The organism is Lysinibacillus sp. LZ02 (genome assembly GCF_050613145.1).
Taxonomy (GTDB): domain Bacteria; phylum Bacillota; class Bacilli; order Bacillales_A; family Planococcaceae; genus Lysinibacillus_B.
Genome location: NZ_CP192507.1, coordinates 2,939,752 through 2,965,894, shown reverse-complemented (window position 1 = coordinate 2,965,894; position 26,143 = coordinate 2,939,752). Strand labels below are relative to the sequence as shown.

The 26,143-nt window shown below is 38.6% G+C and carries 24 protein-coding genes; 19 read left to right on the top strand and 5 right to left on the bottom strand.

Annotated features, from left to right (window positions below):
* Positions 1 to 3: 3 nt before the first annotated feature.
* The 15 genes from ACQQ2I_RS14440 (at position 4) to ACQQ2I_RS14370 (ending at position 15,783) form a co-directional block, all read left to right on the top strand.
* Positions 4 to 438 (top strand): DNA polymerase I, encoded by a 435-nt coding sequence (locus ACQQ2I_RS14440; RefSeq protein ID WP_431027493.1) that lies wholly within the window; start codon positions 4 to 6, stop codon positions 436 to 438.
* 94 nt (positions 439 to 532) lie between these two features.
* Entirely contained in the window at positions 533 to 3,160 is a 2,628-nt protein-coding gene (gene polA, locus ACQQ2I_RS14435; protein ID WP_431027492.1) for a DNA polymerase I, read from the top strand.
* Positions 3,161 to 3,169: 9 nt separating this feature from the next.
* On the top strand, positions 3,170 to 4,042 hold the full coding sequence (gene mutM, locus ACQQ2I_RS14430; RefSeq protein ID WP_431027491.1) for a bifunctional DNA-formamidopyrimidine glycosylase/DNA-(apurinic or apyrimidinic site) lyase: 873 nt from the start codon (positions 3,170 to 3,172) through the stop codon (positions 4,040 to 4,042).
* Between the two features lie 12 nt (positions 4,043 to 4,054).
* On the top strand, positions 4,055 to 4,651 hold the full coding sequence (gene coaE / locus ACQQ2I_RS14425; protein WP_431027490.1) for a dephospho-CoA kinase: 597 nt from the start codon (positions 4,055 to 4,057) through the stop codon (positions 4,649 to 4,651).
* Positions 4,652 to 4,884: 233 nt separating this feature from the next.
* Positions 4,885 to 5,904: a glyceraldehyde-3-phosphate dehydrogenase gene (locus ACQQ2I_RS14420; RefSeq protein ID WP_431027489.1), complete on the top strand. Its 1,020-nt coding sequence runs from the start codon at positions 4,885 to 4,887 to the stop codon at positions 5,902 to 5,904.
* 260 nt (positions 5,905 to 6,164) lie between these two features.
* Positions 6,165 to 6,632: a transcriptional regulator NrdR gene (gene nrdR / locus ACQQ2I_RS14415; protein WP_431027488.1), complete on the top strand. Its 468-nt coding sequence runs from the start codon at positions 6,165 to 6,167 to the stop codon at positions 6,630 to 6,632.
* 29 nt (positions 6,633 to 6,661) lie between these two features.
* On the top strand, positions 6,662 to 8,017 hold the full coding sequence (locus tag ACQQ2I_RS14410) for a replication initiation and membrane attachment family protein (protein WP_431030524.1): 1,356 nt from the start codon (positions 6,662 to 6,664) through the stop codon (positions 8,015 to 8,017).
* Between the two features lies 1 nt (position 8,018).
* Entirely contained in the window at positions 8,019 to 8,951 is a 933-nt protein-coding gene (dnaI, locus tag ACQQ2I_RS14405) for a primosomal protein DnaI (protein WP_431030523.1), read from the top strand.
* A gap of 432 nt (positions 8,952 to 9,383) precedes the next feature.
* A complete protein-coding gene (thrS, locus tag ACQQ2I_RS14400; RefSeq protein WP_431027487.1) occupies positions 9,384 to 11,315 on the top strand; it encodes a threonine--tRNA ligase in 1,932 nt (643 codons plus the stop codon).
* Positions 11,316 to 11,739: 424 nt separating this feature from the next.
* Entirely contained in the window at positions 11,740 to 12,243 is a 504-nt protein-coding gene (infC, locus tag ACQQ2I_RS14395) for a translation initiation factor IF-3 (protein WP_431027486.1), read from the top strand.
* A 32-nt stretch (positions 12,244 to 12,275) separates the two neighbouring features.
* A complete protein-coding gene (rpmI, locus tag ACQQ2I_RS14390) occupies positions 12,276 to 12,476 on the top strand; it encodes a 50S ribosomal protein L35 (RefSeq protein ID WP_332649953.1) in 201 nt (66 codons plus the stop codon).
* Positions 12,477 to 12,543: 67 nt separating this feature from the next.
* Entirely contained in the window at positions 12,544 to 12,903 is a 360-nt protein-coding gene (gene rplT / locus ACQQ2I_RS14385; protein WP_431027485.1) for a 50S ribosomal protein L20, read from the top strand.
* Between the two features lie 175 nt (positions 12,904 to 13,078).
* Entirely contained in the window at positions 13,079 to 13,339 is a 261-nt protein-coding gene (locus ACQQ2I_RS14380; protein WP_431027484.1) for a DUF1294 domain-containing protein, read from the top strand.
* 542 nt (positions 13,340 to 13,881) lie between these two features.
* The gene (locus ACQQ2I_RS14375; RefSeq protein ID WP_431027483.1) at positions 13,882 to 14,877 is read left to right on the top strand and encodes a permease; all 996 of its coding nucleotides are present in this window, start codon (positions 13,882 to 13,884) and stop codon (positions 14,875 to 14,877) included.
* A gap of 15 nt (positions 14,878 to 14,892) precedes the next feature.
* The gene (locus ACQQ2I_RS14370; protein WP_431027482.1) at positions 14,893 to 15,783 is read left to right on the top strand and encodes a TIGR03943 family putative permease subunit; all 891 of its coding nucleotides are present in this window, start codon (positions 14,893 to 14,895) and stop codon (positions 15,781 to 15,783) included.
* 30 nt (positions 15,784 to 15,813) lie between these two features.
* Here ACQQ2I_RS14370 and ACQQ2I_RS14365 read toward each other — a convergent pair whose 3' ends face one another.
* Positions 15,814 to 16,194, bottom strand: coding sequence for a sigma-w pathway protein ysdB (locus ACQQ2I_RS14365; protein WP_431027481.1), 381 nt, complete (start codon positions 16,192 to 16,194; stop codon positions 15,814 to 15,816).
* An 88-nt stretch (positions 16,195 to 16,282) separates the two neighbouring features.
* Between ACQQ2I_RS14365 and ACQQ2I_RS14360 the strand changes: the two genes are divergently transcribed.
* The 3 genes from ACQQ2I_RS14360 to argF all read left to right on the top strand — a co-directional run bounded on the left by ACQQ2I_RS14360 (position 16,283) and on the right by argF (position 19,227).
* Positions 16,283 to 16,765, top strand: coding sequence for a dUTP diphosphatase (locus ACQQ2I_RS14360; RefSeq protein ID WP_431027480.1), 483 nt, complete (start codon positions 16,283 to 16,285; stop codon positions 16,763 to 16,765).
* Between the two features lie 64 nt (positions 16,766 to 16,829).
* Positions 16,830 to 17,918, top strand: a complete 1,089-nt coding sequence (locus tag ACQQ2I_RS14355) for a M42 family metallopeptidase (RefSeq protein ID WP_431027479.1) — start codon at positions 16,830 to 16,832, stop codon at positions 17,916 to 17,918.
* 343 nt (positions 17,919 to 18,261) lie between these two features.
* Positions 18,262 to 19,227: an ornithine carbamoyltransferase gene (gene argF, locus ACQQ2I_RS14350; RefSeq protein ID WP_431027478.1), complete on the top strand. Its 966-nt coding sequence runs from the start codon at positions 18,262 to 18,264 to the stop codon at positions 19,225 to 19,227.
* Between the two features lie 290 nt (positions 19,228 to 19,517).
* On the opposite strand, the gene ACQQ2I_RS14345 is transcribed toward argF, so the two are convergent.
* The 4 genes from ACQQ2I_RS14345 to nadB all read right to left on the bottom strand — a co-directional run bounded on the left by ACQQ2I_RS14345 (position 19,518) and on the right by nadB (position 24,946).
* Complete coding sequence (locus ACQQ2I_RS14345) at positions 19,518 to 21,272, bottom strand: methyl-accepting chemotaxis protein (protein ID WP_431027477.1); 1,755 nt, start codon at positions 21,270 to 21,272, stop codon at positions 19,518 to 19,520.
* A gap of 192 nt (positions 21,273 to 21,464) precedes the next feature.
* Positions 21,465 to 22,565, bottom strand: a complete 1,101-nt coding sequence (nadA, locus tag ACQQ2I_RS14340; protein ID WP_431027476.1) for a quinolinate synthase NadA — start codon at positions 22,563 to 22,565, stop codon at positions 21,465 to 21,467.
* Positions 22,552 to 23,412: a carboxylating nicotinate-nucleotide diphosphorylase gene (gene nadC, locus ACQQ2I_RS14335; RefSeq protein ID WP_431027475.1), complete on the bottom strand. Its 861-nt coding sequence runs from the start codon at positions 23,410 to 23,412 to the stop codon at positions 22,552 to 22,554. Before nadC ends, nadA begins: the two co-directional genes overlap by 14 nt.
* Positions 23,369 to 24,946 (bottom strand): L-aspartate oxidase, encoded by a 1,578-nt coding sequence (gene nadB / locus ACQQ2I_RS14330; protein ID WP_431027473.1) that lies wholly within the window; start codon positions 24,944 to 24,946, stop codon positions 23,369 to 23,371. Before nadB ends, nadC begins: the two co-directional genes overlap by 44 nt.
* Positions 24,947 to 25,043: 97 nt before the next feature.
* Here nadB and ACQQ2I_RS14325 point away from each other — a divergent pair, with 97 nt between their 5' ends.
* Positions 25,044 to 26,141, top strand: a complete 1,098-nt coding sequence (locus ACQQ2I_RS14325; RefSeq protein ID WP_431027472.1) for a cysteine desulfurase family protein — start codon at positions 25,044 to 25,046, stop codon at positions 26,139 to 26,141.
* Positions 26,142 to 26,143: the final 2 nt, after the last annotated feature.

Here is a 26,143-nt window from a genome sequence, read left to right as displayed (position 1 = left end):
ACGTTGAACAGAATTATTCAAAATGTGTTGTTGTCCTTTGCTATGGCCGCTTCAGTTAGTGCTTGGTATAGTCAAGCAGACTTTAGCATCATGAATATAAAATTGTTAACTGTGCCGGTGTTTTTCCTAATTGTTTATGGATTAAGTTTAGTTATTGCAGAAGATGTACGAAATGCGTTTAAAAAAGTGTTATGGTTTGACAAGCGAGAAGATAAACGTCCTATTTGGCAAGTGGGGGTTGGGATCATTTTCTTCTTTGCACAAATTGGTTTTGTTGAAACATTTGCACGTAGTCTTATGCAATTTAATTTAGGTGGTATGCCGTTATATATTATTTTCTCATTTATGAACGCCTTTTTATTGACTGTTATTTATGAAGAAGTTTTTTATGTAGAAGAGAAGGTTGCCAAACAATATAAGTTCAAAAAGTTAAAGTAAGATGCGAGCGTATAGCTTAGCATCTTTTTTTGTTTTTAAAATACGTACATATGTTTTACAATAGAGAAGACTTGAATTCACGGAGGATGATACGATGACAAAGGAGAAAGTGCTACTTTTAGATGGAAATAGTTTAGCATACAGGGCCTTTTTTGCATTGCCCCTATTAACAAATGACCAAGGTATTCATACGAATGCAACATATGGCTTTACGATGATGCTACAAAAAATTGTAGAGGAGGAACAGCCGACAAAAATGCTTGTTGCATTTGATGCAGGAAAAACGACATTCCGACATGAATCTTATGGCGAGTATAAAGGTGGTCGACAAAAAACACCACCTGAACTGTCAGAGCAATTTCCCTATATTCGAAAATTAATCGATGCATACAATATTAAGCGCTATGAATTGCCGATGTACGAAGCAGATGACATTATCGGAACGCTTGCTAAACAAGCGACAGGCGAAGAGATGGAAGTCGTAATCGTATCAGGAGATAAAGATTTAACGCAATTAGCAAATGAACATGTGACGGTTTATGTGACACGTAAAGGAATTACGGATATTGAAAAATATACACCTGCTCATATCGAAGAAAAGTACGGTTTAACGCCACATCAAATTATTGATATGAAAGGATTAATGGGCGATGCTTCAGATAATATTCCGGGTGTTCCTGGGGTTGGTGAAAAAACAGCGATTAAATTATTAAAAGAGTATGGCTCAGTTGAATCGCTTTACGTGGCAATTGATGCGATGAAAGCGTCAAAAATGAAAGAAAAGCTTGTAGCGAATGAAGAACAAGCACATATGTCTAAAAAGCTGGCGACGATTTATACAGAAGCACCCGTTGAGATAGGCTTAGGTGAACTAAATTATCCTGGACCAAATGAGGAAGAATTACTAACTGTTTGGAAAGAGCTTGGTTTTAAATCGTTAATTGAAAAAAGCGATTTCCAAGGTGATCAAGGGGAACAAGCGGAAATTACAGTTGAAATCGTGAACGATGTAACAGCGACTATGTTAGCTAATCGAATGGCGGTACATGTCGAGCTTGAAAATGAGCATTATCATGGTTGTGAAGTGTTTGGCATGAGCTTAACAGATGGGCAGCATACATTATATGTGCCAATTCACGGTACTCTTACAAATGAAGCATTAATAGCTTGGCTTAAAGATGAAACGAAAGAAAAATATATGGCTGATAGTAAAGCGACACAAGCCACTTTACAGCGAATGGGTATTGAATTGCGCGGTGTAACATTTGACTTACTATTAGCGAGTTATATTGTCAATCCGGCGATTTCAGGTGACGATGTACAAGCATTGGCAAAAGAGTTTGGCTATACAAACGTCCAGTCAAATGAAGCGGTATATGGAAAGGGCGCTAAATGGACACGTCCAGAAGAGCAGGTTCTTGCAGAGCATGTAGCAAGAAAAGCGTTAGCGATATGGCATTTGCAACCGGTACTGGAGCACAAACTAAAAGAAAATGAGCAGTTTGCGCTCTATAAAAACTTAGAATTACCACTTGCCTCTATTCTTGGCAAAATGGAATCACAAGGGATTACTGTACAGGTGGATACGCTTCAGCAAATGGGACAAGACTTAGCAAAAAAGCTAGATGAAATTGAAACGAAAATTTACGAGCTAGCAGGTGAAAAATTCAATATCAATTCACCGAAACAATTAGGTGTCATTTTATTTGATAAGCTAGGTTTACCGGTTATTAAGAAAACAAAGACAGGGTACTCTACAGCAGCAGATGTACTGGAAAAATTAAAAACTGAGCACGATGTCGTGAAATATATTTTAGATTATCGTCAGCTAGCGAAGTTACAATCAACATATATTGAAGGGCTTATGAAAGTTGTCAATGATGATGAGAAAGTACACACACGTTTCCAACAAGCGTTAACAGCGACCGGTCGTTTGAGTTCAACAGATCCGAATTTACAAAACATCCCGATTCGACTGGAAGAGGGGCGTAAAATTCGTCAAGCGTTTGTGCCATCTAAGCCGGGATGGGTACTTTTTGCAGCGGACTATTCACAAATCGAGTTGCGTGTATTAGCGCATATGTGCGAAGATCCGACCTTAGTAGAAGCGTTCCGTGAAGGGATGGATATTCATACGCGTACAGCGATGGATGTATTTGGTGTAGAAAAGCCTGAAGAGGTGACATCGAATATGCGTCGCGCAGCAAAAGCTGTAAACTTCGGGATTATTTACGGTATTAGTGATTACGGTTTATCGCAAAATTTAGATATTACACGGAAGGAAGCTGCGACATTTATTGACAACTATTTAGCGAGTTTCCCAGGTGTCAAAGGCTATATGGACTCGATCGTGTCAGAAGCGAAGAAAAATGGGTATGTTACAACGATATTAAATCGTCGACGTTACTTACCAGAAATCAATAGTTCAAACTTTAATTTACGTAGTTTTGCAGAGCGCACAGCAATGAATACACCGATTCAAGGAAGTGCGGCAGATATTATTAAAAAGGCGATGATTGATATGGATGCTCGTCTTCAAGCGGAAGGTTTGCAAGCAAAGCTGTTACTACAAGTACATGACGAATTAATTTTTGAAGCACCACAAGAGGAAATTGAAATTTTAGAGCGTATCGTACCAGAAGTAATGGAAAATGCCATTGATCTAAAGGTGCCGTTAAAGGTTGATTTTTCTTACGGTCCAACGTGGTATGACGCGAAGTAAGGAGAAATTATGCCAGAATTACCAGAAGTAGAAGGCGTCGTTCGTGATTTGAAGCCCCTAATTGAAGGGAAAACGATTGAGCGAGTCATGTTTTCTGAAGTTGTATATAACGCAGCCGCGCAAGGGAAGCAATGTATTGTGAAAAATGCCCATCCTACCGATTTTGAACTTGTAGTTTCGGGGTTGAAGATCGAGCAGGTAATGCGTCGTTCAAAGTATATCTTCTTTCATGTATCAAAGGGCGGAGAAATGTTTTTGCTCATTAGTCATTTAGGAATGTCAGGAGCTTGGTTTGTCGTCAATCATTTAGATGAAATCGCTGAACCGAAGTTTCGGAAACACGTACATGCTGTGTTCACACTAGATACAGGTGAACTGCTTGTATATGCAGACATTCGTCGTTTTGGTGAGTTGCGTTTTATCAAGGAAATTGCAGATCATCCCCCGCTAACATTAATGGCACCAGAGCCGTTTGACCAGGATGCGTGTGATTATTTTTTAGCAAAATGTGAAAAGCCGAAATATGCCAATAAGCCAATTAAAGAGGTCATTATGGACGGACAAGTGATTTCAGGTTGTGGTAATATTTATGCGACGGAAAGCTTATTTTCCGTAAAAATTCGGCCAACACGTAAAACGAGTCAAATTAGTAAGGAATGCAAAGTGGAGTTGTTTGAAGCCATTTGTGCGGTGCTTCTCGAAAGTATTGAAAATGGTGGGTCAACGATTTCAGATTACCGTAGTGTGAATGGTGGTGCAGGCAACATGCAAGACCGTTTAAAAATGTACAGCAAAAAGGTGTGCTTAGTATGTCACAATGAGACAGAGGCCGTTGTGATTGCAGGGCGCACATCAACGTATTGTCCAAGTTGTCAAAAGTAGGGGTGTCAGTAGATGATTATTGGGTTAACAGGAAGTATTGCAAGTGGAAAAAGTACAGTCGCTAACATGCTAGCAGGTTATCGATTACCGATTGTTGATGCAGATTTAGTAGCACGACAAGTCGTTGAACCAGGCACAGAAACGCTTGCTCAAATTGCACAAGCATTTGGTCCAGACGTGATTCAAGAAGATGGGACAATGGATCGCGAAAAGGTTGGGGCAATTATTTTTCATGAGCCTGCGAAGCGAAAAATATTAAATGATATTATTCACCCAGCCATTCGAACAGAAATGATTCGTCAACGTGATGAATATGTAGCAAAGGGTGAAAAACATATTGTAATGGATATCCCTCTTTTGTTTGAGAGTAAATTACAGCATTTTGTTGATAAAATTTTAGTCGTTTCTGTAAAGGAAGATATTCAACTGCAACGTTTAATGGAACGAAATGATTTATCGGAAGAAGAGGCGCGTGCACGCATTGCCTCACAACTACCTATGTCAGTCAAAGAACAAGGGGCAGATGTGGTCATTTATAATAATCGCAGTATTGAATCCACCGCACAACAATTAGAAGCTGCTTTAAAGGAATGGGATATCATTCAATAATGAATTAGGGGATGTTTGGGACGAGGGAAATTCCTAAACATCCTCTTTTGTTTATCATCGATATGGACTAAAATGCTCCCGTTTTGCGTGATGAGTTAACCTGTTTATTGTCAGAAAATAAGAACTTTAAAATATTTAACGAATAATGTTCATCTTTTTGAAGAATGTGTTATACTAATCACCGTATATAATAAATAAAATGATAACCTAATTTACAGGAGGCTTTTTATAATATGACAGTTTCTATTGCAATTAATGGATTTGGCCGAATTGGTCGTATGGTATTCCGCCAAGCTATTGTTCAAGATGATTTAAATGTAGTGGCAATCAATGCTAGCTACCCAGCTGAAACATTAGCACACTTAATTAAGTATGACACAAACCATGGTTCATTTAATGGTACTGTGGAAACAGAAGAGAATGCGTTAATCGTGAATGGTAAACGTGTAGTAATTGTTTCTGAACGTGATCCTAAATTATTACCATGGAAAGAAATGGGCGTAGAGTTAGTAATTGAGGCAACTGGTAAATTCAATGACCGTGAAAAGGCGGCAATGCACTTAGAAGCTGGTGCGAAAAAAGTTATTTTAACTGCTCCAGGTAAAAATGAAGACATTACAGTTGTACTTGGCGTAAATGACAATTTACTAGACATTACAAAGCATGATGTGATTTCAAATGCATCTTGTACAACAAACTGTTTAGCTCCTGTAGCAAAGGTATTAAATGATACATTTGGTATTGAAAACGGTTTAATGACAACTGTTCATGCTTATACAAACGACCAAAACAATATTGACAATCCGCACAAAGACTTACGTCGTGCACGTAACTGTGCTTCTTCTATCATCCCAACTTCAACAGGTGCTGCAAAAGCGTTAGCTTTAGTATTACCTGAGTTAAAAGGAAAATTACACGGTATGGCACTTCGTGTACCAACACCAAACGTTTCTTTAGTTGACTTAGTAGTAGACTTACAGAAAGATGTAACAGTAGAAGAAGTAAATGCTGCATTCGTGGCGGCTGCTGAAGGTCCAATGAAAGGGATTTTAAACTTCTCAATGGAGCCGTTAGTATCATCTGACTACAATACAACAACTTACTCATCAACAATTGATGGCTTAACAACAATGGTGATGGGCAATCGTAAAGTAAAAGTATTAGCTTGGTACGACAACGAGTGGGGTTATTCAGCTCGCGTAGTGGACTTAGCGAAAAAAGTAGTAAACGAATTAGCAAAAGTAAAAGCATAATTGGTTTAGAAAAAGGTACAGCTCGACTAAAAAATTGGTCGAGCTGATGTTTTTTTCAGATACTTATATTGAATTGTTACTTTTTCATCGGCTACAATAGAGGCTACCGCATAAAGCGGATAGCCTCTTTTTCGTAGGGAAGTATAAGCTTTCGTTGAGAGAAAAGCTTTTGAAATAACAAAATGGATGGCTGTTTTTCATCCGAGAATATTTGTTATAATAGTTGTACTAAATCGAAATGAATCAGGAGAAATGTTTATATGAGATGTCCATCTTGTCAATACAATGGTACGCGCGTTGTTGATTCGAGACCGGTAGATGATAATAAGGAGATTCGACGTCGACGTGAATGCGAGTCGTGTAGCTTTCGTTTTACGACGTTTGAAAAACTTGAAGAGACACCATTAATAGTTGTAAAAAAGGAAGGGTCACGCGAGGAATTTAGTCGTGAAAAAGTGTTGCGTGGGCTAATTCGTGCATGTGAAAAGCGACCAGTTGCACTTGAAGTGTTGGAGGACTTAGTTTTATCCATTGAAAAGGATTTGCGTCGTATCGGCAATCCAGAAGTGCGTTCAGAAGACGTTGGTGAAATGGTCATGGACCGCCTATCCAAAATCGATGAGGTAGCCTATGTTCGCTTCGCTTCCGTCTATCGCCAATTTAAGGACATTAATGTTTTTATCGATGAACTAAAAGATATATTAAACAAACAAACGAATGAAAAATAATGAAGTGAGGAGTGAAGCAAGTGGTTCATATGTATAAGGAATTGCTCGCGACGGATCATTTTGAAATTACGCTCCCTCAAGCTTTATCAACAAATGAACGACAGTTACTAACGTTATTTTATCAACCGTTAACAGGACCAGATCCCATTAGTTTATATTTAACGCTTTGGGCTGAAGGAGAAGATGATGCAACAGGTACGATGACGCATTATTATTTAATGAATGTGCTTGGTATGCCTGTTCGTACCATTTTTGAGGCACGTATTGCACTCGAAGCAATCGGTTTACTACGTACATGGAGAAAGGATGAGCAGGATAGTCGTACATTTATTTACGAATTAGTGCGGCCATTAGAAGCACGTGATTTCTTTGCGGATCCATTACTCTCCATGTTTTTATTTAGTAAAATTGGTGAGCAGGCTTATCGCAAGCTACGAAACCGTTTTTGTAAGCAAGTTGATAAACGAGGATATAGCGAAGTGACACGTACCTTTACAGATGTATATAAACCTGTGCATACGAATGTGCCACAAGATATTCTGGACGAACGTGATATCGAGCAAGGTTATCCGTTTTATTATGAGCAATTTGATTTTGAGTTGTTATGTGCGGGACTGTCGGAGCAACTCGTTCCTTCAAGTGCGCTGACGGCTGAAGCGCGTCTGCTCATTGCGAAGCTCGCTTTTTTATATAAACTATCGCCACTTGAAATGCAAAAGGTCGTCGTATTAGCGTTGGATGATACAATGAGACTGCCGGTAGAACGTTTGAAAAAGGCAGCAGCAGATTATTATAAAATTACGGTTTCAAAAGATGCACCAAAATTAGCTAAAACATTTGAGCAGCAATCAAAAGCATCTACTGAAGTGAAGCGCTCGAAAGAACAGGAACTATTGCATTATTTAGAAAATACACCGCCGATTCAAGTGTTACGCGATATTAATAATGGGAAAGAGCCAATTCCAGCTTCTGTACAGTTAGCGGAAGACTTAGTGATGAAGCATAATATACCAATTGGTGTAGTGAATGTATTACTTGAATACGTTATGCTAACTACAGACATGCGTTTACCAACAAAATATGTTGAAAAAATTGCTGACCACTGGATTCGAAAAAATTTAAAGACGGCTAAGGAAGCAATGGATTTGGCGCGTCAGGAACGCGATAAATATGCGAAATGGAAGGCGGAAAATGAATCGAAAGCAAATACGCCACAAAAGCAGGTTTATAAAAAGGCAAGCGGACGTGAAGAAAAAGTACCAGATTGGTTTTATAAGCGTGATGAAGGGCCGTCTCAAGCACCAACGACAGCTACGGCTGTAGATTTTGAAGCGGAACGACAAAAAATACTCCAAAAGCTAGGACAAGATGGGCAGGTGAACTAATATCGAACCGATTAATCGAGCGTTAAAAAGTATAAAAATCCCATCCTTTCAAGAGCGGTATGAAGCGATGCGAAAAGAAATTTTAAACAATAAACAAGTGCAAAAGTTTGTGATGGAAAATGAGATCACATCAAGTGTCATCGACAGAAGCTTATCAAAATTAGATGAATTTATTTCTCAAACTTCTACATGTTGTGGTGCACAATCGACCGCTTGTTGTAGCAATATGTTAGCAGGCTTTGTACCTGAACTTTATATGCTACGTGGAAATATTGAAATTAAGTATGTACGTTGTGAGCAAAAAATGCGTGAAGATGAGCATCGAGAAACAGCGACGATGATTTCGAGTATGCATATGCCAAAAGATGTTTTAAAAGCTACATTAAAAGATTTAATGATTGATGATCAATCGCGCTTAGAGATTGCACATAAAGCCGCAGACTTTATTGCACAGTATAAAACAATGGGTGAATTACCATCAAAGGGCTTTTATTTATACGGTAAATTTGGTGTTGGCAAATCATTTGTTTTAGGAGCCATTGCGAACGAGCTAGCTGCATTAAAAGTGAAATCTGTCGTCGTATTTGTACCGGAGTTTTTACGTGAAATGAAAAATTCCATCCAAGACCAGACGTTAAATGAAAAGATTGATTATGTAAAAAAAGCACCTGTATTAATGCTAGATGATATTGGGGCAGAGACGATGTCGGCATGGACACGTGATGAAATTTTAGGGACAATTATGCATTACCGTATGAGTGAACAATTACCGACGTTTATTACATCGAATTTTGATTATGCAGGACTCGAACACCATTTAGCGCAATCGCAGCGCGGAGACATCGAGGTTGTAAAGGCTGCCCGTATTATGGAGCGCATTAAGGCGATTACGATACCGATTTGTATGGAAGGCATTAATCGTCGAAATTCGTAACATTTTAGCAGTTGATTTTTTTGACAACGAGGCGTATACTGTCCTAGTAATTAAACAACTCAAAATGCTTTGAAAAGGACACGAAATTTGTGCACCGACTTGTAGAGAGGGGAGCCTTGGCTGGGAGCTTCCTAGTACGACGCAAATTTTACTACCTTGGAGCTTCGGCGAGGACAATTCGCTGGCGTTACTCAGTACGTTAACTGACCTAGAGCTTCGTTCGAGAGTTTTTCTCGGAAGGAAGAAGGGTGGAACCACGAGCATACGCGTCGTCCCTTTTTGGGATGGCGCTTTTTTATTTGGGCAGATTGAAATCCGCTGATATATTGTTCAGACTCGCTGATAAAATTTAAAAATCACCGATATTTCATCTGAACTCGCCGATAAATCTCGCATGGATGACACAAACAATAATTAAAGGAGGACATCTATATGTCAGAAATGATTAAAATTACTTTTCCAGACGGAAACGTAAAAGAATTTGAAAAAGGTATTTCTACGTTAGACATTGCTGGCTCTATTAGCCCAGGTCTAAAAAAATCGGCCCTTGCTGGTAAAGTGAACGGTGCATTAGTAGACGCAAAAACACCAATCCAAGCAGATGCAGCAATCGAAATCATTACAAATAAATCACCAGAAGCGTTAGAAATCCTGCGCCACTCAACTGCTCACTTAACAGCGCAAGCAGTAAAGCGCGTATTCCCAGATGCAAAATTAGGGATTGGTCCAGTAATTGAATCTGGTTTCTACTATGATATCGATTCGCCAACACCAATTACAATGGAAGACTTGCCAGCAATCGAAAAAGAAATGAAAAAAATCATTGCTGAAAATATTGAAATTGAGCGTAAAAATGTATCGCGTGACGAGGCGCAAAAAATTTATGAAGAAGTCGGCGATGAGTATAAATTAGAATTACTTGATGCTATTCCAGCAGGTGAACAAGTATCGATTTACTACCAAGGGGATTTCTTCGACCTTTGCCGTGGGGTACACGTACCATCAACTGGGAAATTAAAAGAGTTCAAACTATTATCTTTAGCAGGCGCTTACTGGCGTGGTAACTCAGACAACAAAATGTTACAACGTATTTACGGTACGGCTTTCTTCACAAAAGAGGAGTTAAAGCATCACTTACAAATGCTTGAAGAAGCAAAAGAACGTGACCACCGTAAAATTGGTAAAGAGCTTGATTTATTCATGACGTCTCAAACAGTAGGGCAAGGTTTACCACTTTGGTTACCAAATGGTGCGACAATCCGCCGTACAATTGAGCGTTATATTGTGGATAAAGAGTTAGCGCTTGGTTATAAACATGTTTACACACCAGTACTTGGTTCGAAAAAATTATACGAAACTTCAGGTCACTGGGATCACTACCAAGACGGCATGTTCCCACCAATGGAAATGGACAACGAAACATTAGTATTGCGTCCGATGAACTGTCCACACCATATGATGGTATTTAAAAATGGTTTACACTCATACCGTCATTTACCAATTCGTATCGCAGAGCTTGGTACAATGCACCGTTATGAAATGAGTGGTGCTGTGTCAGGTTTACAACGTGTACGTGGGATGACGTTAAATGACGCCCACATTTTCGTTCGTCCAGACCAAATTAAAGCAGAATTCAAAAAAGTAGTAGAGCTAATCCTAGCGGTATACAAAGACTTTGATTTAACAGATTATTCATTCCGTTTATCTTATCGTGATCCAAACAATAAGGAGAAATATTACGACGATGATGAAATGTGGGAAACAGCGCAAGCAATGTTAAAAGAAGCGATGGACGAACTTGGTTTAGAATATTTCGAAGCAGAAGACGAAGCGGCATTCTACGGTCCAAAGCTTGATGTGCAAGTAAAAACAGCGATTGGTAAGGAAGAAACATTATCAACAGCGCAGCTTGATTTCTTATTACCACAACGTTTTGACCTTTCTTACATCGGTGAAGATGGTCAGCCACAACGTCCAGTTGTTATTCACCGTGGTGTTGTATCAACAATGGAGCGTTTCGTTGCCTTCTTGATCGAAGAATATAAAGGCGCATTCCCAACTTGGTTAGCACCAGTTCAAACTACAATTATCCCAGTTTCAAACGCAGTGCACTATGATTATGCGCGTGAAATTCAAGAGAAATTACAAGCAGCAGGTATTCGTGTTGAGATGGATGACCGTGAAGAGAAACTTGGTTACAAAATCCGTGAATCACAAATTAAGAAAATCCCGTACATGCTTGTTATCGGGGACAAAGAAGTAGAAGCGGGTGGCGTAAACGTTCGTCGTTACGGCTCAAAAGATTCTGAGACAATCAGCTTTGACGAGTTCCTAAGCAACATTAAAGCAGAAGTAACAAAATAATAAATAGAGCGGGCTGTCAAAAGGAATAATTCCCTTTTTGGCAGCCGTTTCTTACATATTCGTGTCATTAGATATGAGCCAGTTCTACTAGCTCACGCGCTGATTATCAATAATATATCTTTTTGGAAATAAATTATTGACACCTTATTATGTCCATGTTATGATTATTTAGGTTATGAATACAAGTTTGAAGAAGAGGCTGCCCGCTTCTCACCTGACTGAACGCATCTAGCTGTTTACAGGTTGAATACGTTGAATTGTTTTACGTTATTAGTACGTATGCACATACAGTGGGCGGACCCTTTCTAAAAGTCCGCTCTTTTTTTATGGACATATCGAAAGTGTACCGTTCAACTCGGGTCATTCTCAAGCCCAAATCATGTATTCGCGCACATTATGGAGGTGGATTACTATTAGCAAAGACATGTATGTAAACGAAGGCATCCGCGCACGTGAACTTCGTCTAATTGACCATAACGGTGAACAACTAGGTGTTAAATCACGAAACGAAGCGCTTGAAATTGCCGCTCGTGTTAACTTGGATCTTGTCCTTGTGGCCCCTCAAGCCAAGCCCCCGGTCGCACGTATCATGGACTATGGTAAATTTAAGTTTGAACAGCAAAAGAAAGACCGTGAAGTTCGTAAAAATCAAAAGATCATCAATATGAAAGAGGTTCGTCTGAGCCCAACAATTGATGAACATGATTTCCAAACGAAATTACGTGCTGCACAGAAGTTCCTTGAAAAGGGAGACAAAGTGAAAGCATCTATTCGTTTTAAAGGTCGTGCAATCACACACAAAGAAATTGGTCAACGTGTGTTAGATCGCTTTGCTGAAGCTTGCGCTGAAGTATCAACGGTTGAACAAAAGCCGAAGATGGATGGCCGAAGCATGTTCTTAGTTCTTAACCCTAAGAACGAGAAGTAATAATGAATTGATCAGTTTAGGAGGAAATCGACATGCCAAAAATGAAAACTCACCGTGGCGCTGCTAAGCGTTTCAAAAAAACAGGTACTGGTAAATTAAAATTTGACCGTGCTTATGGTAGCCACTTATTTGCTAACAAATCAACAAAGCAAAAGCGTCAATTGCGTAAAGCAAAAATCGCTACTTCTGGCGATTTCAAACGCATTCGTACATTATTAACTTACATGAAGTAATCTAATTGAACATTCAGGTTCAACATATAAAATACACATTCGAGAGAATTAGCAGGAGGTAATTACTATGCCACGCGTAAAAGGCGGAACAGTAACACGCGCTCGTCGCAAAAAAGTATTAAAATTAGCTAAAGGTTACTTTGGTTCAAAACACACGTTATACAAAGTAGCTAACCAAGCAGTAATGAAGTCAGGTGTATATGCATACCGTGACCGTCGTCAAAAGAAACGTGATTTCCGTAAATTATGGATCACTCGTATCAATGCAGCTGCTCGCATGAACGGTCTTTCTTACAGCCGTTTAATGCACGGTTTAAAATTAGCTGGTATCGAAGTTAACCGTAAAATGTTAGCTGACTTAGCTGTAACTGATGCTGCAGCATTCGCACAATTAGCAGAAGCTGCAAAAACTGCACAAGCTAAATAAGCATTAGATTCTTTTTCTAGTACTTAAAAGTTTTAATATGAGGCTTTGCACTTTCTGTACCGAAAGCGAAGCGACAGGTACAAAAACTGCACAAGCTAAATAATTTTAATAAGTAAAGACTGATAGGATCTCCTATCAGTCTTTTTTAGTAGATATACACGAAAGGTGATGTCTTATGGAATTAGCAGTCTATGCATATGTTGGTGTTTTATCACTCATCTTATTAGTTTTAATGTATAACGACAAACAAAAAGCGATTAAAAATGAATGGCGCATTGCAGAGAAGACCTTATTTACCATTGCTATTTTTGGCGGCGCAATAGGAGGCGTGCTCGGCATGTACTTATTCCGGCATAAAACGAAACATAACAATTTTGCATTTGGATTTCCTTTACTCGCGGCGATTCATATTTTTATTATTGTGAATGTAGTATAGAGAAACAAATAGATAAATATAGTATGTTTGTTTTATCGTTGAAAGCAAATAATACGATAGTTCCTTCTATAAATAATAAATTTAACTTATATAAACGTTAGAATAAATACTAGTATCTTATAATAGTATATTATGAAATAATTTATCAAAGGTGTTGATTATACAAATACTAGGAGATGAAAGCGTGATATTTTAGTGGAATGGTTCATAAAAGGGACTTGCTCGTTGATTGAAGCGGAGGTGACTCGACTCCTGCAGGAGAAAGATTAAAGGCTAAAGTCGCCACGTCCTGTGGCAACGCCTTTGTGAGCAACATCCTGTTGCCCCGAGTTGAAAATCCATTTCTTTCGGCACTCGCCGAAAGAAATTAGTTGAAGCCGTGCCTGCGGAAAGCGAGTCAGCCGTAGCGGAAATCAACACACGTGATAATTTATTTACCTTATTAGAAGCATGATATCTAGCTCGCCTAGCACAATTGAGTTTCCAATGAAAATTACTAAATCCGTATTGTTTTAGATATGATACGAAAGAGAGGAGTTTGAATGCAGTATAGACAGCAAGCTAAATCTAGTCATATGTCAACGATTACGATAATAGGTTTGTTTATTGGTGTCGCATTTATACTCCCCATTTTATCAACAAAGGAATTCATTTCTATTCCCGATTCTTTTCAGCAGTTGAATACTATTTTTCTTAGCATATTAATCGAAGCGATTCCGTTTGTACTAATTGGTGTACTGATAGCTGGATTTATTCAAATCTTTATTACAGAAGATCAGATTCGCGCTTGGATTCCGAAAAATAAACTATTTGCCGTTTTTATGAGTTGTGTAGTAGGGGCATTATTTCCAGCCTGTGAATGTGGTATTGTACCGATTGTACGGAGATTAATTGAGAAGGGTGTCCCTCTATATGCAGCGGTTGGTTTTTTATTAACAGGACCGCTTATTAACCCTATTGTGATTGTATCTACCTATATGGCATTTGGGAACGATTTGAAAATGGCTCTATTACGAATGGGTGTCGGTTTTATAGCAGCCTTGGTTATTGCCCTTATTATTAGCTATTTATTTATATCCAATCAGCTAAAATCAGAAACGCATCTGCCTACGTCAAAAGAAAAACGACAGCCATTACGAGTTAGCATGAACAGTATGTTAAAGCACTCAATCGATGAATTTTTCGATATGAGTAAATATTTAATTATAGGTGCGTTTGCGGCAGCTACTTTACAAACATATGTATCTGCCCAGTCTCTTTTGTTTTTTGGGGATAGTATTTATCATTCGACGATTGTTATGATGGCTTTAGCGTACTTCTTATCTTTATGTTCAGAGGCAGATTCTTTTATAGGTGCTTCGTTTAAAAATATATTCCCTACCACATCTATTTTAGCATTTTTAGTATATGGCCCGATGATCGATTTAAAAAACACGATTATGTTATTAAGTGTATTTAAAACAAGATTTGTCTTCATTTTATTTCTTCTTATTACTTTCATTGTTTTTCTCTTTGTCAGCCTTACAAGTTTTATTTAGGAGAGGGCGAGAGTCGTGTCATTTCATTTACAACATGTTATTAAAGCAATATTACTCGGTTTTTTTGCTTTGTTTTTTATGAAGTTACATTATACAGGGGAAATTACGAAGTATATTAACCCGAAATATGATGTGATGAGCAAAATCACAGCGTGCATTTTCATTATGTTGTTTTTGATTCAACTGTTTCGGATAAGGCAGCGGCATCATGTTTGTTCCTCCAACTGTAATCATGACCATGGCAATAATCAATTCACTTTGAAAAGGGTGATTGGCTATAGCATTATCATTTTTCCGATTATTACAGGATTTACGCTAAACCCAGCGACATTAAACTCGACTATTGCCGCAAATAAAGGCTCTTTTTTACCACAACAGTATAGTGAAGAGTTCTCTTTGTTTGAACATGCGGACTCCTTAACGGAAAAAGAGGACATTGATATTTATACAGCAGAGGATATTGCATTACCAAACAATAATTATTTAACGGAAGATGAATATGGAAAGCAACTACAATTATTACAAGGTGCTGATATTATTGAAGTAACTGATAGTATGTATGGTCCGTACAATGAAGAATTAAATGACAACCCTCAAAAATATATAGGGAGAAAAATAAAAGTCACAGGATTTGTTTATAAAGAGGAAGGATTTCATACAAATCAGTTTGTTTTATCTCGATTTATGATTGTACATTGCATTGCGGATGCAAGTATACTTGGGTTTTTAATCGAATCTGAAGAAGCTATCCTTTACGAAGAAGATACTTGGCTTGAAATAGAGGGTGTGCTAGATGTAACCAATTACAAAGGATACAATTTACCTGTCATCCAAGCAACCAATTGGCAAGTGATAGATGAACCAGCAGAACCATATGTATACCCAGTATTAACATTCATTCAATAAGGGGCGGCCTTTTATAAAAAAGCCGCTTTTTTATTCTTTCATCAGCTGCTCAATTGGATTTTTCCAGTTGATTTTAGCGTTAGGATAGTTCATTAAAATTTCCTTCTCTAAAAATAAGAAATCTTCTTTTGTGAAGCCTTGTAATTTCATCGGGTCATGAACAAATACAAAAATGGAGACAACTTCAAATGCATTTTCTGTTGTACCTAAATACTTTTCACCTTCAAAAAGTGCGCCTTTATAAGAAATAAAAAAGTTTTTGCGTACATTTTTCACATCATCATAAAAATAATAATCCCCTTTTTCGTAAGCCTCATCTAGTTTCCGCTTTGGATCTGTTAAATAGCGAACGCCTTTGTATAATATGTATATAATAAGCGCGATAATTATAATTCGAAGAAGTAAAGCCATAAAAAATTCCCCCTTGCCACATACGTTTTCCTTCTATACGATTATATAGGGAAAAGGTTTCAATTTTTTTAGAAAAAGAGGAGAAAAAATGGATTTTAAACAACTATACGAGATGCAAAAAGCACTTGATACATTTATTGAAGAAACACAACATGTTACGCATGATGTATTTGAAGAAAAAGGACTTGCCCTTTTAGTGGAATTAGCAGAACTTGCGAATGAAACGCGATGCTTTAAATTTTGGAGTACAAAAGGTCCGTCTGAACGCGAAGTGATTTTAGAGGAATTTGTGGACTCCATTCACTTTATGCTTTCATTAGGGAATATGCGCGGTTTTGCATTGGATACATGGCCGGAAGTACAGGAACAAGCCGATTTAACACCATTATTTATTGAGGCAACTGTAGCGGTGACAGTATTTATTAGCTCGCCAACGAAGGAAACATATGATGATGTATGGAAGAAATACGGGAAGCTGGCATATAATTTAGGGTTTACAGTGACTGATATTTTAGATGCATATGTTGCGAAAAATGAGAAAAACTATGAGCGCCAACGTTCTGGCTATTAATTATTTTGAAATCCGAAATATTCTCGGTATAATGGGAATGACATATATTTAGGAGGGCGAAAGAATGGCGCAATTAGATCCAACATTACAAATGTTAAAAGAGTTAACCGATGCAAATGGGATTCCAGGTAACGAACGAGCACCACGTGAAGTGATGAAAAGGTATATCGCACCATTTGCAGATGAAATCGAAACAGATAACTTAGGTAGCTTAATTGCAAAAAAAGTAGGGGACGAAAAGGGTCCTAAAATTATGATTGCCGGGCATTTAGATGAAATTGGTTTTATGGTGACTCAAATTGATGAGAAAGGCTTCTTGAAATTCCAAACGGTTGGTGGCTGGTGGGGCCAAGTAATGCTCGCTCAGCGCGTTACTATTACAACGCGTAAAGGGGAAGAAATCATCGGTGTAATCGGTTCAAAGCCGCCCCATATTCTTTCGCCAGAAGCACGTAAAAAGCCAGTAGATGTAAAAGAGATGTTTATTGATATTGGTGCAGTATCAAAAGAAGAAGCTGTTAAATGGGGTGTTGCACCAGGCGATATGGTGACGCCGTACTTTGAATTTAACGTCATGAAAAACGAAAAGCACTTACTTGCTAAAGCTTGGGATAATCGTATCGGCTGTGCCATTGCGATTGATGTTATGCGTGCATTAAAAGACGAAAATCATCCAAACATCGTTTATGGTGTAGGCAATGTACAAGAAGAAGTCGGCTTGCGCGGTGCGAAAACAACAACATTTAAAATCCGACCAGATATCGGTTTTGCAGTAGATGTAGGTGTGGCAGGCGATACACCAGGTGTTACACCGAAAGAGTCTACGTCTAAAATAGGTGCGGGTCCACAAATCGTGATTTATGATGCGTCAATGGTATCACATAAAGGGTTACGTGATTTCGTTGTAGACATTGCAGAGGAAAATAACATTCCGTATCAATTTGAATCGCTTTCAGGCGGTGGGACAGATGCCGGCTCCATTCACCTAACAGCAAACGGTGTCCCTTCACTGGCGATTGGTGTAGCAACTCGCTATATTCACTCACATGCGGGAATCCTTCACCGAGATGACTACGAAAACACGGTGAAATTGCTTGTAGAAATTATTAAAAAATTAGATCAAAAAACGGTAAATAAAATCATTTTTGATTAATATCGTGGAAAAAACTAAATAAAAATATCTATAGATGGGCCTTCTAACAAAAATGTTAGGAGGCTTTTACTGTAGTCAGACTGATATTTAGAGGAACAAGTTCTAGAATGGTATTACGGTCATTACTTAAATTATAGATAAAAATCTAAAAAAATAAAAACTAATGGAAGTTTATAAATCATCTCGTGTACATATTTTTCTAATTGGTATAAATTTTAAGGGGCTTGCACCATTATTTGTTGAATAATTAAAAAAGAATGAAAAATTATAATAATTCACTTGATTTTATATTTATGCAAATGTATAATGAAAGTAACATAAAGGTATGCGAGGGGCGTTTAAGATGAAATTGTTAGAAGAGGTGCAGTTAAAACCAGTAGCAAGCCTTCAGGGGAAGGACCTACTGACACTGCTTGACTATACATCACAAGAAGTGCAAGATTTAATTACACTTGCTACACAGCTCAAAAAAGTAACAAAAGAAGGCAAATGTCCAAAGTTGCTAGAAGGCAAAACGTTAGGGATGATTTTTGAAAAAAGCTCAACGCGTACACGTGTATCGTTTGAGGTAGGCATGCAGCAACTAGGTGGTTACGGCATGTATATGAATGCACGCGATATGCAAATTGGTCGTGGTGAGCCGATTTCAGATACAGGGAAAGTATTATCTGGTTATTTAGATGGCATTATGATTCGTGCGAACTCACATGAGATGGTGAAAGAGCTGGCAGAGTATGCATCCATTCCGGTGATCAATGGGTTAACGGATATTTTCCACCCATGCCAAGCGTTAGCCGACGTAGAAACAATCGCTGAGAACAAAGGCGAATTAAAAGGCTTAAAAGTTGCATATGTTGGTGATGGCAACAATGTAGCACATTCATTAGTGATTGCTTGTGCACACGTAGGAATGGATGTAGCGGTTGCAACGCCTGTTGGTTACGAATGTGATTTAGATATCATTGCTAAGGCACGTGAAATTGCTTTAGTAAATGGCAGTGAAGTATTTGTGACTACTGATCCTGTTGCCGCAGTAAAAAATGCAGATGCTGTCTATGCAGATGTGTGGACATCCATGGGGCAAGAAGAAGAAACGCAACAACGTTTAATCGATTTTAAAGGTTATCAAATAAATGATGAGCTAGTAGCACATGCTAAACCGGATTATATGTTCCTACACTGTTTACCAGCTCACCGTGAAGAAGAAGTAACTTCTTCTGTTATCGACGGACCAAACTCGTATATTTACGAGCAAGCTGAAAACCGATTACACGCACAAAAAGCAGTATTAGTATCGTTAATGGCTTAATTGAGTGAATGAAGATTTAATGCTTGTGGGTAACAGGCTTAAGTCTATAAATTGAATACAATCGAAACCTTTTACAAAGCAGGAAGGGCTGCGTAAAAGGGTAGTACATTAAATGGATTAGCGGGGGACGCTGCTACCCGTTTAATACGCTACATTCGATGTGATGCTCGTTTTCTAGAAGGAAGGCCGCATCACTACATAAAACAACTTGGGAGACGCTAGGTTGTTTTTTTGTTAGGAAAATAAAGCAGCGATTCCGTCATATAGAAGTGAACGAAATCGCTGTTTATTTATGCTTTTACATATTTAGATTTTTTAGCAATGAATTCTTGTTTTAACTGCTGTAGTCGTTGAATCACTTGTTGTGAAGTATGTGTAATATCTTCTAAAAGGAGTTCTGCATGCTTTTTATTCCCTGCATTAAACGCTCGAACCGCTTCTTTTGCTAGTGTATAAATTTGATTTTGTAATGGTTCGATTTCAATAAATGCTTGTTTGTCTCCAAGTAATTCTCGTCCCATTCCATTGTACCACTCACTAAGACGAGAATCTTTCGGTGAACCGATATCTTGCTCTGTCATTTGCTCAAAGCCAAGTAGCATATTGTAGATTTTCCAACGCCATAATAGATGATCGGTAATCGTTAATTCAATAATGTCTTCTTGTGCGATAATAAAGTTTTTGGAGATGGTATTTACGCGGTATTGGTCGATTCGATTACTTAATTCGTAAATCGCAGCCCCCGTATTGAATGTAATGTCTTTACTGAATTTCGTGCTTTCAGCGAGCGCTGTATTTAAACGGGCAACCTCTGAAGCAACTTCTGCCTGAGAAATTGTTGTATCCGCAATATCGTTAAATTGATTGCCTTGCATTTGGAGCTGTTGATTTAACTCTTTTAGTGAACTGTTAATTTGTTGGGCACTATGCACACCATCATGTAATTGCTGTGTTGTTTCGGCTGTGCGCGAATGGATGCGCTTCGTAATCGTGAGTAGTTCTTTCACATCTTCGTGAACGTTTTGAACCGATTCTTTTGTGCTGTCTGCCAGCTTACGGACTTCTTCTGCTACGACTGAAAAGCCTTTTCCTGCTTCACCAGCACGTGCTGCTTCGATGGATGCATTGAGGGCAAGTAAATTCGTTTGATCTGCAATTCCTTTAATGAGTGTCATAACATTTGCTACACTATTTACACGTTCTACTAATTGTAATACATCTTCTTCTACAGAAGATTGACTAAAATCGATGGACTCTAATATACCCGTTACTTGTTGCAATACATTTAAATCTTCGTTTAAATCTTTTAAAGAAGCTTGCGTATTATTAGAAATGGATTTAACGGATGAAGCCACTTCTTCGATGCTTGCTTCTAAATTGTGCATTGCATCATTTGTTGTAATAATATCTTGTTGCTGTATATTCTGGAAGTCAATTAATCCTTTAAGTTGATCAAGCTCGGCGTTGTATTTAATAATTTCACCAAGACCATTGACAATCGAGCCTGCTTGAATTTCGATATATGTTTCAACAATAATTTGTTGGTCAATTGTTACGAGACTATCGTATGCTAGTAGCAAATCGAGTAATTGTTGCGGTTTACGACTATACTTCTTTACAATCAGTGGGATAATCAATTGGTTAATTAACGTATAGGCTGAAATCATCCAGTTCGGTAAAACGCCAATTTGTGCGTGTGTATAGGCAATTTTTCGACGTTTAAATACATAATTAAGGTCAAGTTCATCTGTAAATAAGCTAATAAAATGGCGGTCAAATGTTTTTTTTAGACGCTCTACTGCTGAGTGTTTTTCGATAATTTCTTTAAATGTTTCAATCAGTAATAACCGGTCGTAAAAATTATTTAATATGTAATCGCGATTTTGTTGATAAATATCTAAGAGGCTACTTACAGACTCACGACGAATTTTAGAAAGCGATAAAAAATCAAGTTTTTCTTTGAACCGCTCATTTGTCACGATGTCTGATGTGGAAGTTTTTGAAAAATACTCATAATTACCTAAATCATGCCTAATTATACCCATATGCATCCTCCTGTTATAGTCTCAAAGGACTATTTTAGCTTATTCCCCTATAATATAACATAGCTTGATAAAAATACTAGAAGGAAATGTGAACTTTATATGAAGATATGCTATTTACTAGAAATAAGCAAGTATAAAAAATAGTAGGGGCTGTCCTAAAAGTGACAGCCCCCTACTAATGTTAGTAAGGTTTTATGCACGTGCTAGCATGCGTTCTAGCGATAGGAGTGCTTCTTTTGTTGTTTCGGAATCGACTTGAATGATGTTCCCTTGCTCACCATTTTCGATCATTTCAAGCGCCCATAAAAGGTGTGGTAAATCGATACGGTTCATCGTCAAACATGGACACATATTTTCATTGAGTGAAATAATATGTTTGTCTGGATATTTTGCGATGAGACGTTTTACTAAGTTCATTTCTGTGCCAATTGCCCAGCTTGAATGAGCAGGTGCATTGTCGATTACATCACAAATATATTTTGTAGAGCCATTATCATCTGATAGAGCCACGACTTCACGTGAGCATTCTGGATGCACGATGATTTTCATATCCGGATATTTTTTTCGTACTTCACGGATATTGTAGATGGTAAAGCCTTCATGTACTGAGCAATGACCTTTCCATAAAATAACCTTTATATCCTCTAAATTCCCGTCATATTCAAGCTGTCCTTTAATCGGATCCCAAACAGCCATCTGTTCGAGCGGTACCCCTAAATCGAAGGCTGTATTGCGACCTAAATGTTGGTCAGGTAAGAACAATAGCCGTTGCTTTTGTGTAAATGCCCATTTCACCATTGATTTTGCGTTGGAGCTTGTTACGCAAGCGCCACCATTACGCCCTGTAAAAGCTTTGATCGCTGCTGTTGAATTAACATATGTTAACGGGATCATTGTATCGCCAAATAGTTTTTGTAGTTCCACCCAAGCTTCTTCTGTTTGATAAATGTTCGCCATATCGGCCATCGAACAACCTGCTCGCATATCTGGCAAATAGACAACCTGGTGTTCATCTGTTAACATATCCGCTGTTTCTGCCATAAAGTGTACACCACAGAAGACGATATGCTTTGCTTTTTTATTCGCTGCCGCAACTTGTGCTAATTGTAGAGAGTCACCTGTTGTATCGGCGAATTGAATTACCTCATCACGTTGATAGTGATGTCCTGGAATGAATAATTCGTCTCCCAGCTTCTGCTTAATTTCCCGAATGCGTGCTTCCATTTCTTCATGGTTCATTGATTTGTATTTTTCTGGGAGCATCGAGTGATCCATAAATTTAGTGAGTACCATTTGTTACCACTCCTTTCGGTTTAACTAATGCACTGATGTCAAATGCTTGGACAGAATGAGTTAATGCACCGAGTGAAATCCATTGAATGCCAGATTCGGCGTAGCTACGTAGGTTTTCAAGTGTAATTCCCCCTGAAGCTTCTGTTGCGATATGAGCCGGGACAAGTGTTAACCATTCGCAAATTTCCTCGGGTGTACGATTGTCGAACATAATAATGTCCGCACCGGCATTTACTGCTTCGATTAATTGTTCTTTTGTTTCGATTTCGACTTCAATTTTTACGGTATGCCCGATTTTTGAGCGTGCAGATGCAACCGCTTGTGTAATGCTACCAGCAAATGCAATATGATTATCCTTTAACATGATGGCATCATACAGCCCGCTACGGTGATTAAAGGCACCGCCTGCCCGCACAGCATATTTATCTAACATGCGAAGACCTGGAATTGTTTTACGTGTATCACAGACATGTGCATTTGTGTCTTTCGTTAGTTGGACTGCCTCATATGCCTGTGTGGCAATGCCACTCATACGTTGAATTAAATTTAAGATGACACGTTCACCTGTCAGCAAGCTACGGAGTGAACCTTCAATAACAGCAATTTGTTCTCCTTCTTCAATCCATTCCCCGTCTTCTTTGAATACGTGAACTTGTAAGCTATTATCTAGTAATGGAAACCCTATTTTAATCACTTGTTTGCCGCAAAAAATTCCTGATTGTTTTGCGTAAAAGGTAAATGAACCTTGCTCGGAAGGGGTGAAAATAGTTTCACTGGATAAGTCACCGTCTCCGATATCTTCATTAAAAAATTGCTGGAGCATATGTTTTAGCTTGATTGTGTTCATATAAACGATTCCTCACATTCATTGTTCCTTGCTGGAAAACAATCCACTGTTTTTCCCAGCGTTGATCTTTACGTTCCATTTCCACGCGAATATGTGCACCTCTTGATTCCGTTCGAGTTAAGGCTGCGTTTGTAATCAAGGCTGCTGTTATATGCATAAAGAGTAATTCTATTTCTTCACGTGGCTTATTCGTTACATTAGGTTGTACGTGCAGGGCTGGCAGTTTCGCTAGTAATGTTTCTAGCCCTTTTTGTGAACGGACAATCCCTGCATTAGCAAGCATCTCCCGCTGTAAATCTTCTTTTCTCATAAGTGAGGGAAGAGAATCTTTTGGCTGGGGTTGTCCTAGCACAAAGTTAGACTGTGCCGTGCCATATTTTAATAGGTTTTCTGCCATTAATTCTCCGAAGGCCATTCCTTCTAGTAAGGAGTTGCTTGCAAGTCGGTTTGCACCATGGACCCCTGTACAAGCTACTTCACCAACTGCAAGTAAGCGCGGAATGGTTGTTTCACCAACTGTATTGGCAATCACGCCGCCCATTAAAAAGTGACTACCTGGAGCAATCGGGATTTTTCCGTGTGCTAAATTGACGCCATTATCATGACAAAGCTTTGTAATTGTAGGGAACTTTTGTTCAAAGTGCTCAATGTTTGTGATGTCAATATAGACGGGCTTTTCTTGAGCACGCATCTTGTACATTTCGTATGCTGTCACATGACGAGGCGCTAAATCACCAAGTGGATGTTTCCCGTCCATAATGGCCTGTCCATGCTCGTCTACAAATCGACCACCAGCTCCTCTGACGGCTTCTGATACGAGACCCCGTGCACCGTTTACATAAAGTAAACTCGGATGGAACTGTACAAATTCCATGTCTGTGACAGCTGCGCCAGCTAAATAGGCTAATGCGATGCCGTCACCGTAGCTATTAGCACAATTGGATGTACACTCGTATAGTGCACCAGCGCCTCCTGTTGCCAAAATAATATAAGAGGCGAAATATGTTTTTTCACCCCGGGCTGTTTTCACACGGACACCGCAGCATTCCTGTGCGCTATTTAAAATGAGTTCATAGGCGAATTCATGAGTGTGCAAATGTATTTTTTTAGGTAAACTATTTAAATAGTAGTATATCATATTTTTTCCAGTAGCATCACCGCCAGCATGAATAATACGAAATCTACTATGTGCACCTTCAAGGCCGAGTGAAATGTTGCCATCTGACGTACGGTCAGCAGGAAATTCACTTTGCAGAAGTGTTTTAACAACTGTGGCTCCTTGTTCAACAAGCACTTTCACATTGTCTTCATGGTGATGAAATTCGCCAGCTACAAGCGTGTCTTGCACATGTAGCATCGTGCTATCATGGTCAGCAACGGCTGCTGCAATGCCACCTTGTGCTTTATATGAACTACTCATTGTTATATCTGATTTCGTAATAATATGGACTTCAAAACGAGTGCTTAGTTTGCGAGCGGCCTGTAATGCTGCAATGCCACCACCAAGTATAATGATGTCCGTTTGAATATTCATATTCATACCTTCTTTACAGTTGTCTTGACACATATCTTTACATAGAATAATGAAATAAACAAGTATTTATTATTATGATTAAAGTGAGGGGAAACCTATGACATATTTGGATTATGCAGCATCTTCACCCATGAATAAACGAGCCACTGTTGCCTATAGTGAAGTGGCTAGTAATATGTACGGAAATCCATCTAGTTTACACGATGCAGGTGGACAAGCAACAAGCGCGGTAGCATGGGCGAGAAAGGTCATTGCGCAAAAATTAGGCGTCCATTCTGATGGGATTGTTTTCACAGGAAGTGGTACAGAAGGGAATATTTTAGCGATTTTATCACTTGCTCGTTCGGAAAAGCGGGGACGTCATATTATTACATCAATGGCTGAGCATACATCTGTTCATGCAGCGATGAACACATTGGAACGTGAGGGGTTTGAAATTACACGAATACCGTTTACTGAAAATGGTGTAGTAGATTTGGCATTCCTTGAAGCGGCTATTCGTCCCGATACAACACTTATTTCTATTCAACATGTTAATTCGGAGATTGGTACAATTCAACCTGTAGAAAAGATTGCTAAACTCGCAAAATCGTTTGGCATTTCGTATCACGTTGATTGTGTACAGTCATTTTGTAAGTTAGATGTAGCTAGCTTTGCGAAGGAAGTAGATGCGATCACGATTTCAGCACATAAAATTGGGGGACCTAAAGGATGTGGCGCTATTTATGTAAACCCTTTTGTGCGAGTAGTACCTGTTTTTCCAGGGGTAACACATGAGCGTGGTCTTCGGGGCGGAACACTCGATACACCGAGTATTGTCGCAATGGCAGTTGCTATAGAAGATTATCAATATGATTTACAGTATCAATGGCAACTTCGAGAAAAGCTTTTAAAATCATTACATCATGAAAGGTTTCAAGTGATAGAAGGAATTTGGACACAACAATTACCGAATATTTGTGGTATTTGTATGAAAGGGGTAGAAGGGCAGTTCGTCATGTTGAAATTGAATGAACAACATATATACATTTCAACAGGCAGTGCTTGTGATATAAATAGCGCCTCTGGAACGAAAGCCATTTTAGCAATAGGCAAATCATACCAAGAAGCGCGCCAATTTTTCCGTATTTCATTTGGTGCACAGACAACGATAAATGATATTGCTACATGTGCTCGCGTGTTATCGAAGTTATAGTT

What these genes read in the sequence shown, in the direction of transcription:
- polA (WP_431027492.1), top strand. Translation starts at nt 533, where the DNA reads ATGACAAAGGAGAAAGTGCTACTTTTAGATGGAAATAGTTTAGCATAC.
- mutM (WP_431027491.1), top strand. Translation starts at nt 3,170, where the DNA reads ATGCCAGAATTACCAGAAGTAGAAGGCGTCGTTCGTGATTTGAAGCCC.
- coaE (WP_431027490.1), top strand. Translation starts at nt 4,055, where the DNA reads ATGATTATTGGGTTAACAGGAAGTATTGCAAGTGGAAAAAGTACAGTC.
- ACQQ2I_RS14420 (WP_431027489.1), top strand. Translation starts at nt 4,885, where the DNA reads ATGACAGTTTCTATTGCAATTAATGGATTTGGCCGAATTGGTCGTATG.
- nrdR (WP_431027488.1), top strand. Translation starts at nt 6,165, where the DNA reads ATGAGATGTCCATCTTGTCAATACAATGGTACGCGCGTTGTTGATTCG.
- ACQQ2I_RS14410 (WP_431030524.1), top strand. Translation starts at nt 6,662, where the DNA reads ATGTATAAGGAATTGCTCGCGACGGATCATTTTGAAATTACGCTCCCT.
- thrS (WP_431027487.1), top strand. Translation starts at nt 9,384, where the DNA reads ATGTCAGAAATGATTAAAATTACTTTTCCAGACGGAAACGTAAAAGAA.
- infC (WP_431027486.1), top strand. Translation starts at nt 11,740, where the DNA reads ATGTATGTAAACGAAGGCATCCGCGCACGTGAACTTCGTCTAATTGAC.
- rpmI (WP_332649953.1), top strand. Translation starts at nt 12,276, where the DNA reads ATGCCAAAAATGAAAACTCACCGTGGCGCTGCTAAGCGTTTCAAAAAA.
- rplT (WP_431027485.1), top strand. Translation starts at nt 12,544, where the DNA reads ATGCCACGCGTAAAAGGCGGAACAGTAACACGCGCTCGTCGCAAAAAA.
- ACQQ2I_RS14380 (WP_431027484.1), top strand. Translation starts at nt 13,079, where the DNA reads ATGGAATTAGCAGTCTATGCATATGTTGGTGTTTTATCACTCATCTTA.
- ACQQ2I_RS14375 (WP_431027483.1), top strand. Translation starts at nt 13,882, where the DNA reads ATGCAGTATAGACAGCAAGCTAAATCTAGTCATATGTCAACGATTACG.
- ACQQ2I_RS14365 (WP_431027481.1), bottom strand. Translation starts at nt 16,194, where the DNA reads ATGGCTTTACTTCTTCGAATTATAATTATCGCGCTTATTATATACATA.
- ACQQ2I_RS14360 (WP_431027480.1), top strand. Translation starts at nt 16,283, where the DNA reads ATGGATTTTAAACAACTATACGAGATGCAAAAAGCACTTGATACATTT.
- ACQQ2I_RS14355 (WP_431027479.1), top strand. Translation starts at nt 16,830, where the DNA reads ATGGCGCAATTAGATCCAACATTACAAATGTTAAAAGAGTTAACCGAT.
- argF (WP_431027478.1), top strand. Translation starts at nt 18,262, where the DNA reads ATGAAATTGTTAGAAGAGGTGCAGTTAAAACCAGTAGCAAGCCTTCAG.
- ACQQ2I_RS14345 (WP_431027477.1), bottom strand. Translation starts at nt 21,272, where the DNA reads ATGGGTATAATTAGGCATGATTTAGGTAATTATGAGTATTTTTCAAAA.
- nadA (WP_431027476.1), bottom strand. Translation starts at nt 22,565, where the DNA reads ATGGTACTCACTAAATTTATGGATCACTCGATGCTCCCAGAAAAATAC.
- nadC (WP_431027475.1), bottom strand. Translation starts at nt 23,412, where the DNA reads ATGAACACAATCAAGCTAAAACATATGCTCCAGCAATTTTTTAATGAA.
- nadB (WP_431027473.1), bottom strand. Translation starts at nt 24,946, where the DNA reads ATGAATATTCAAACGGACATCATTATACTTGGTGGTGGCATTGCAGCA.
- ACQQ2I_RS14325 (WP_431027472.1), top strand. Translation starts at nt 25,044, where the DNA reads ATGACATATTTGGATTATGCAGCATCTTCACCCATGAATAAACGAGCC.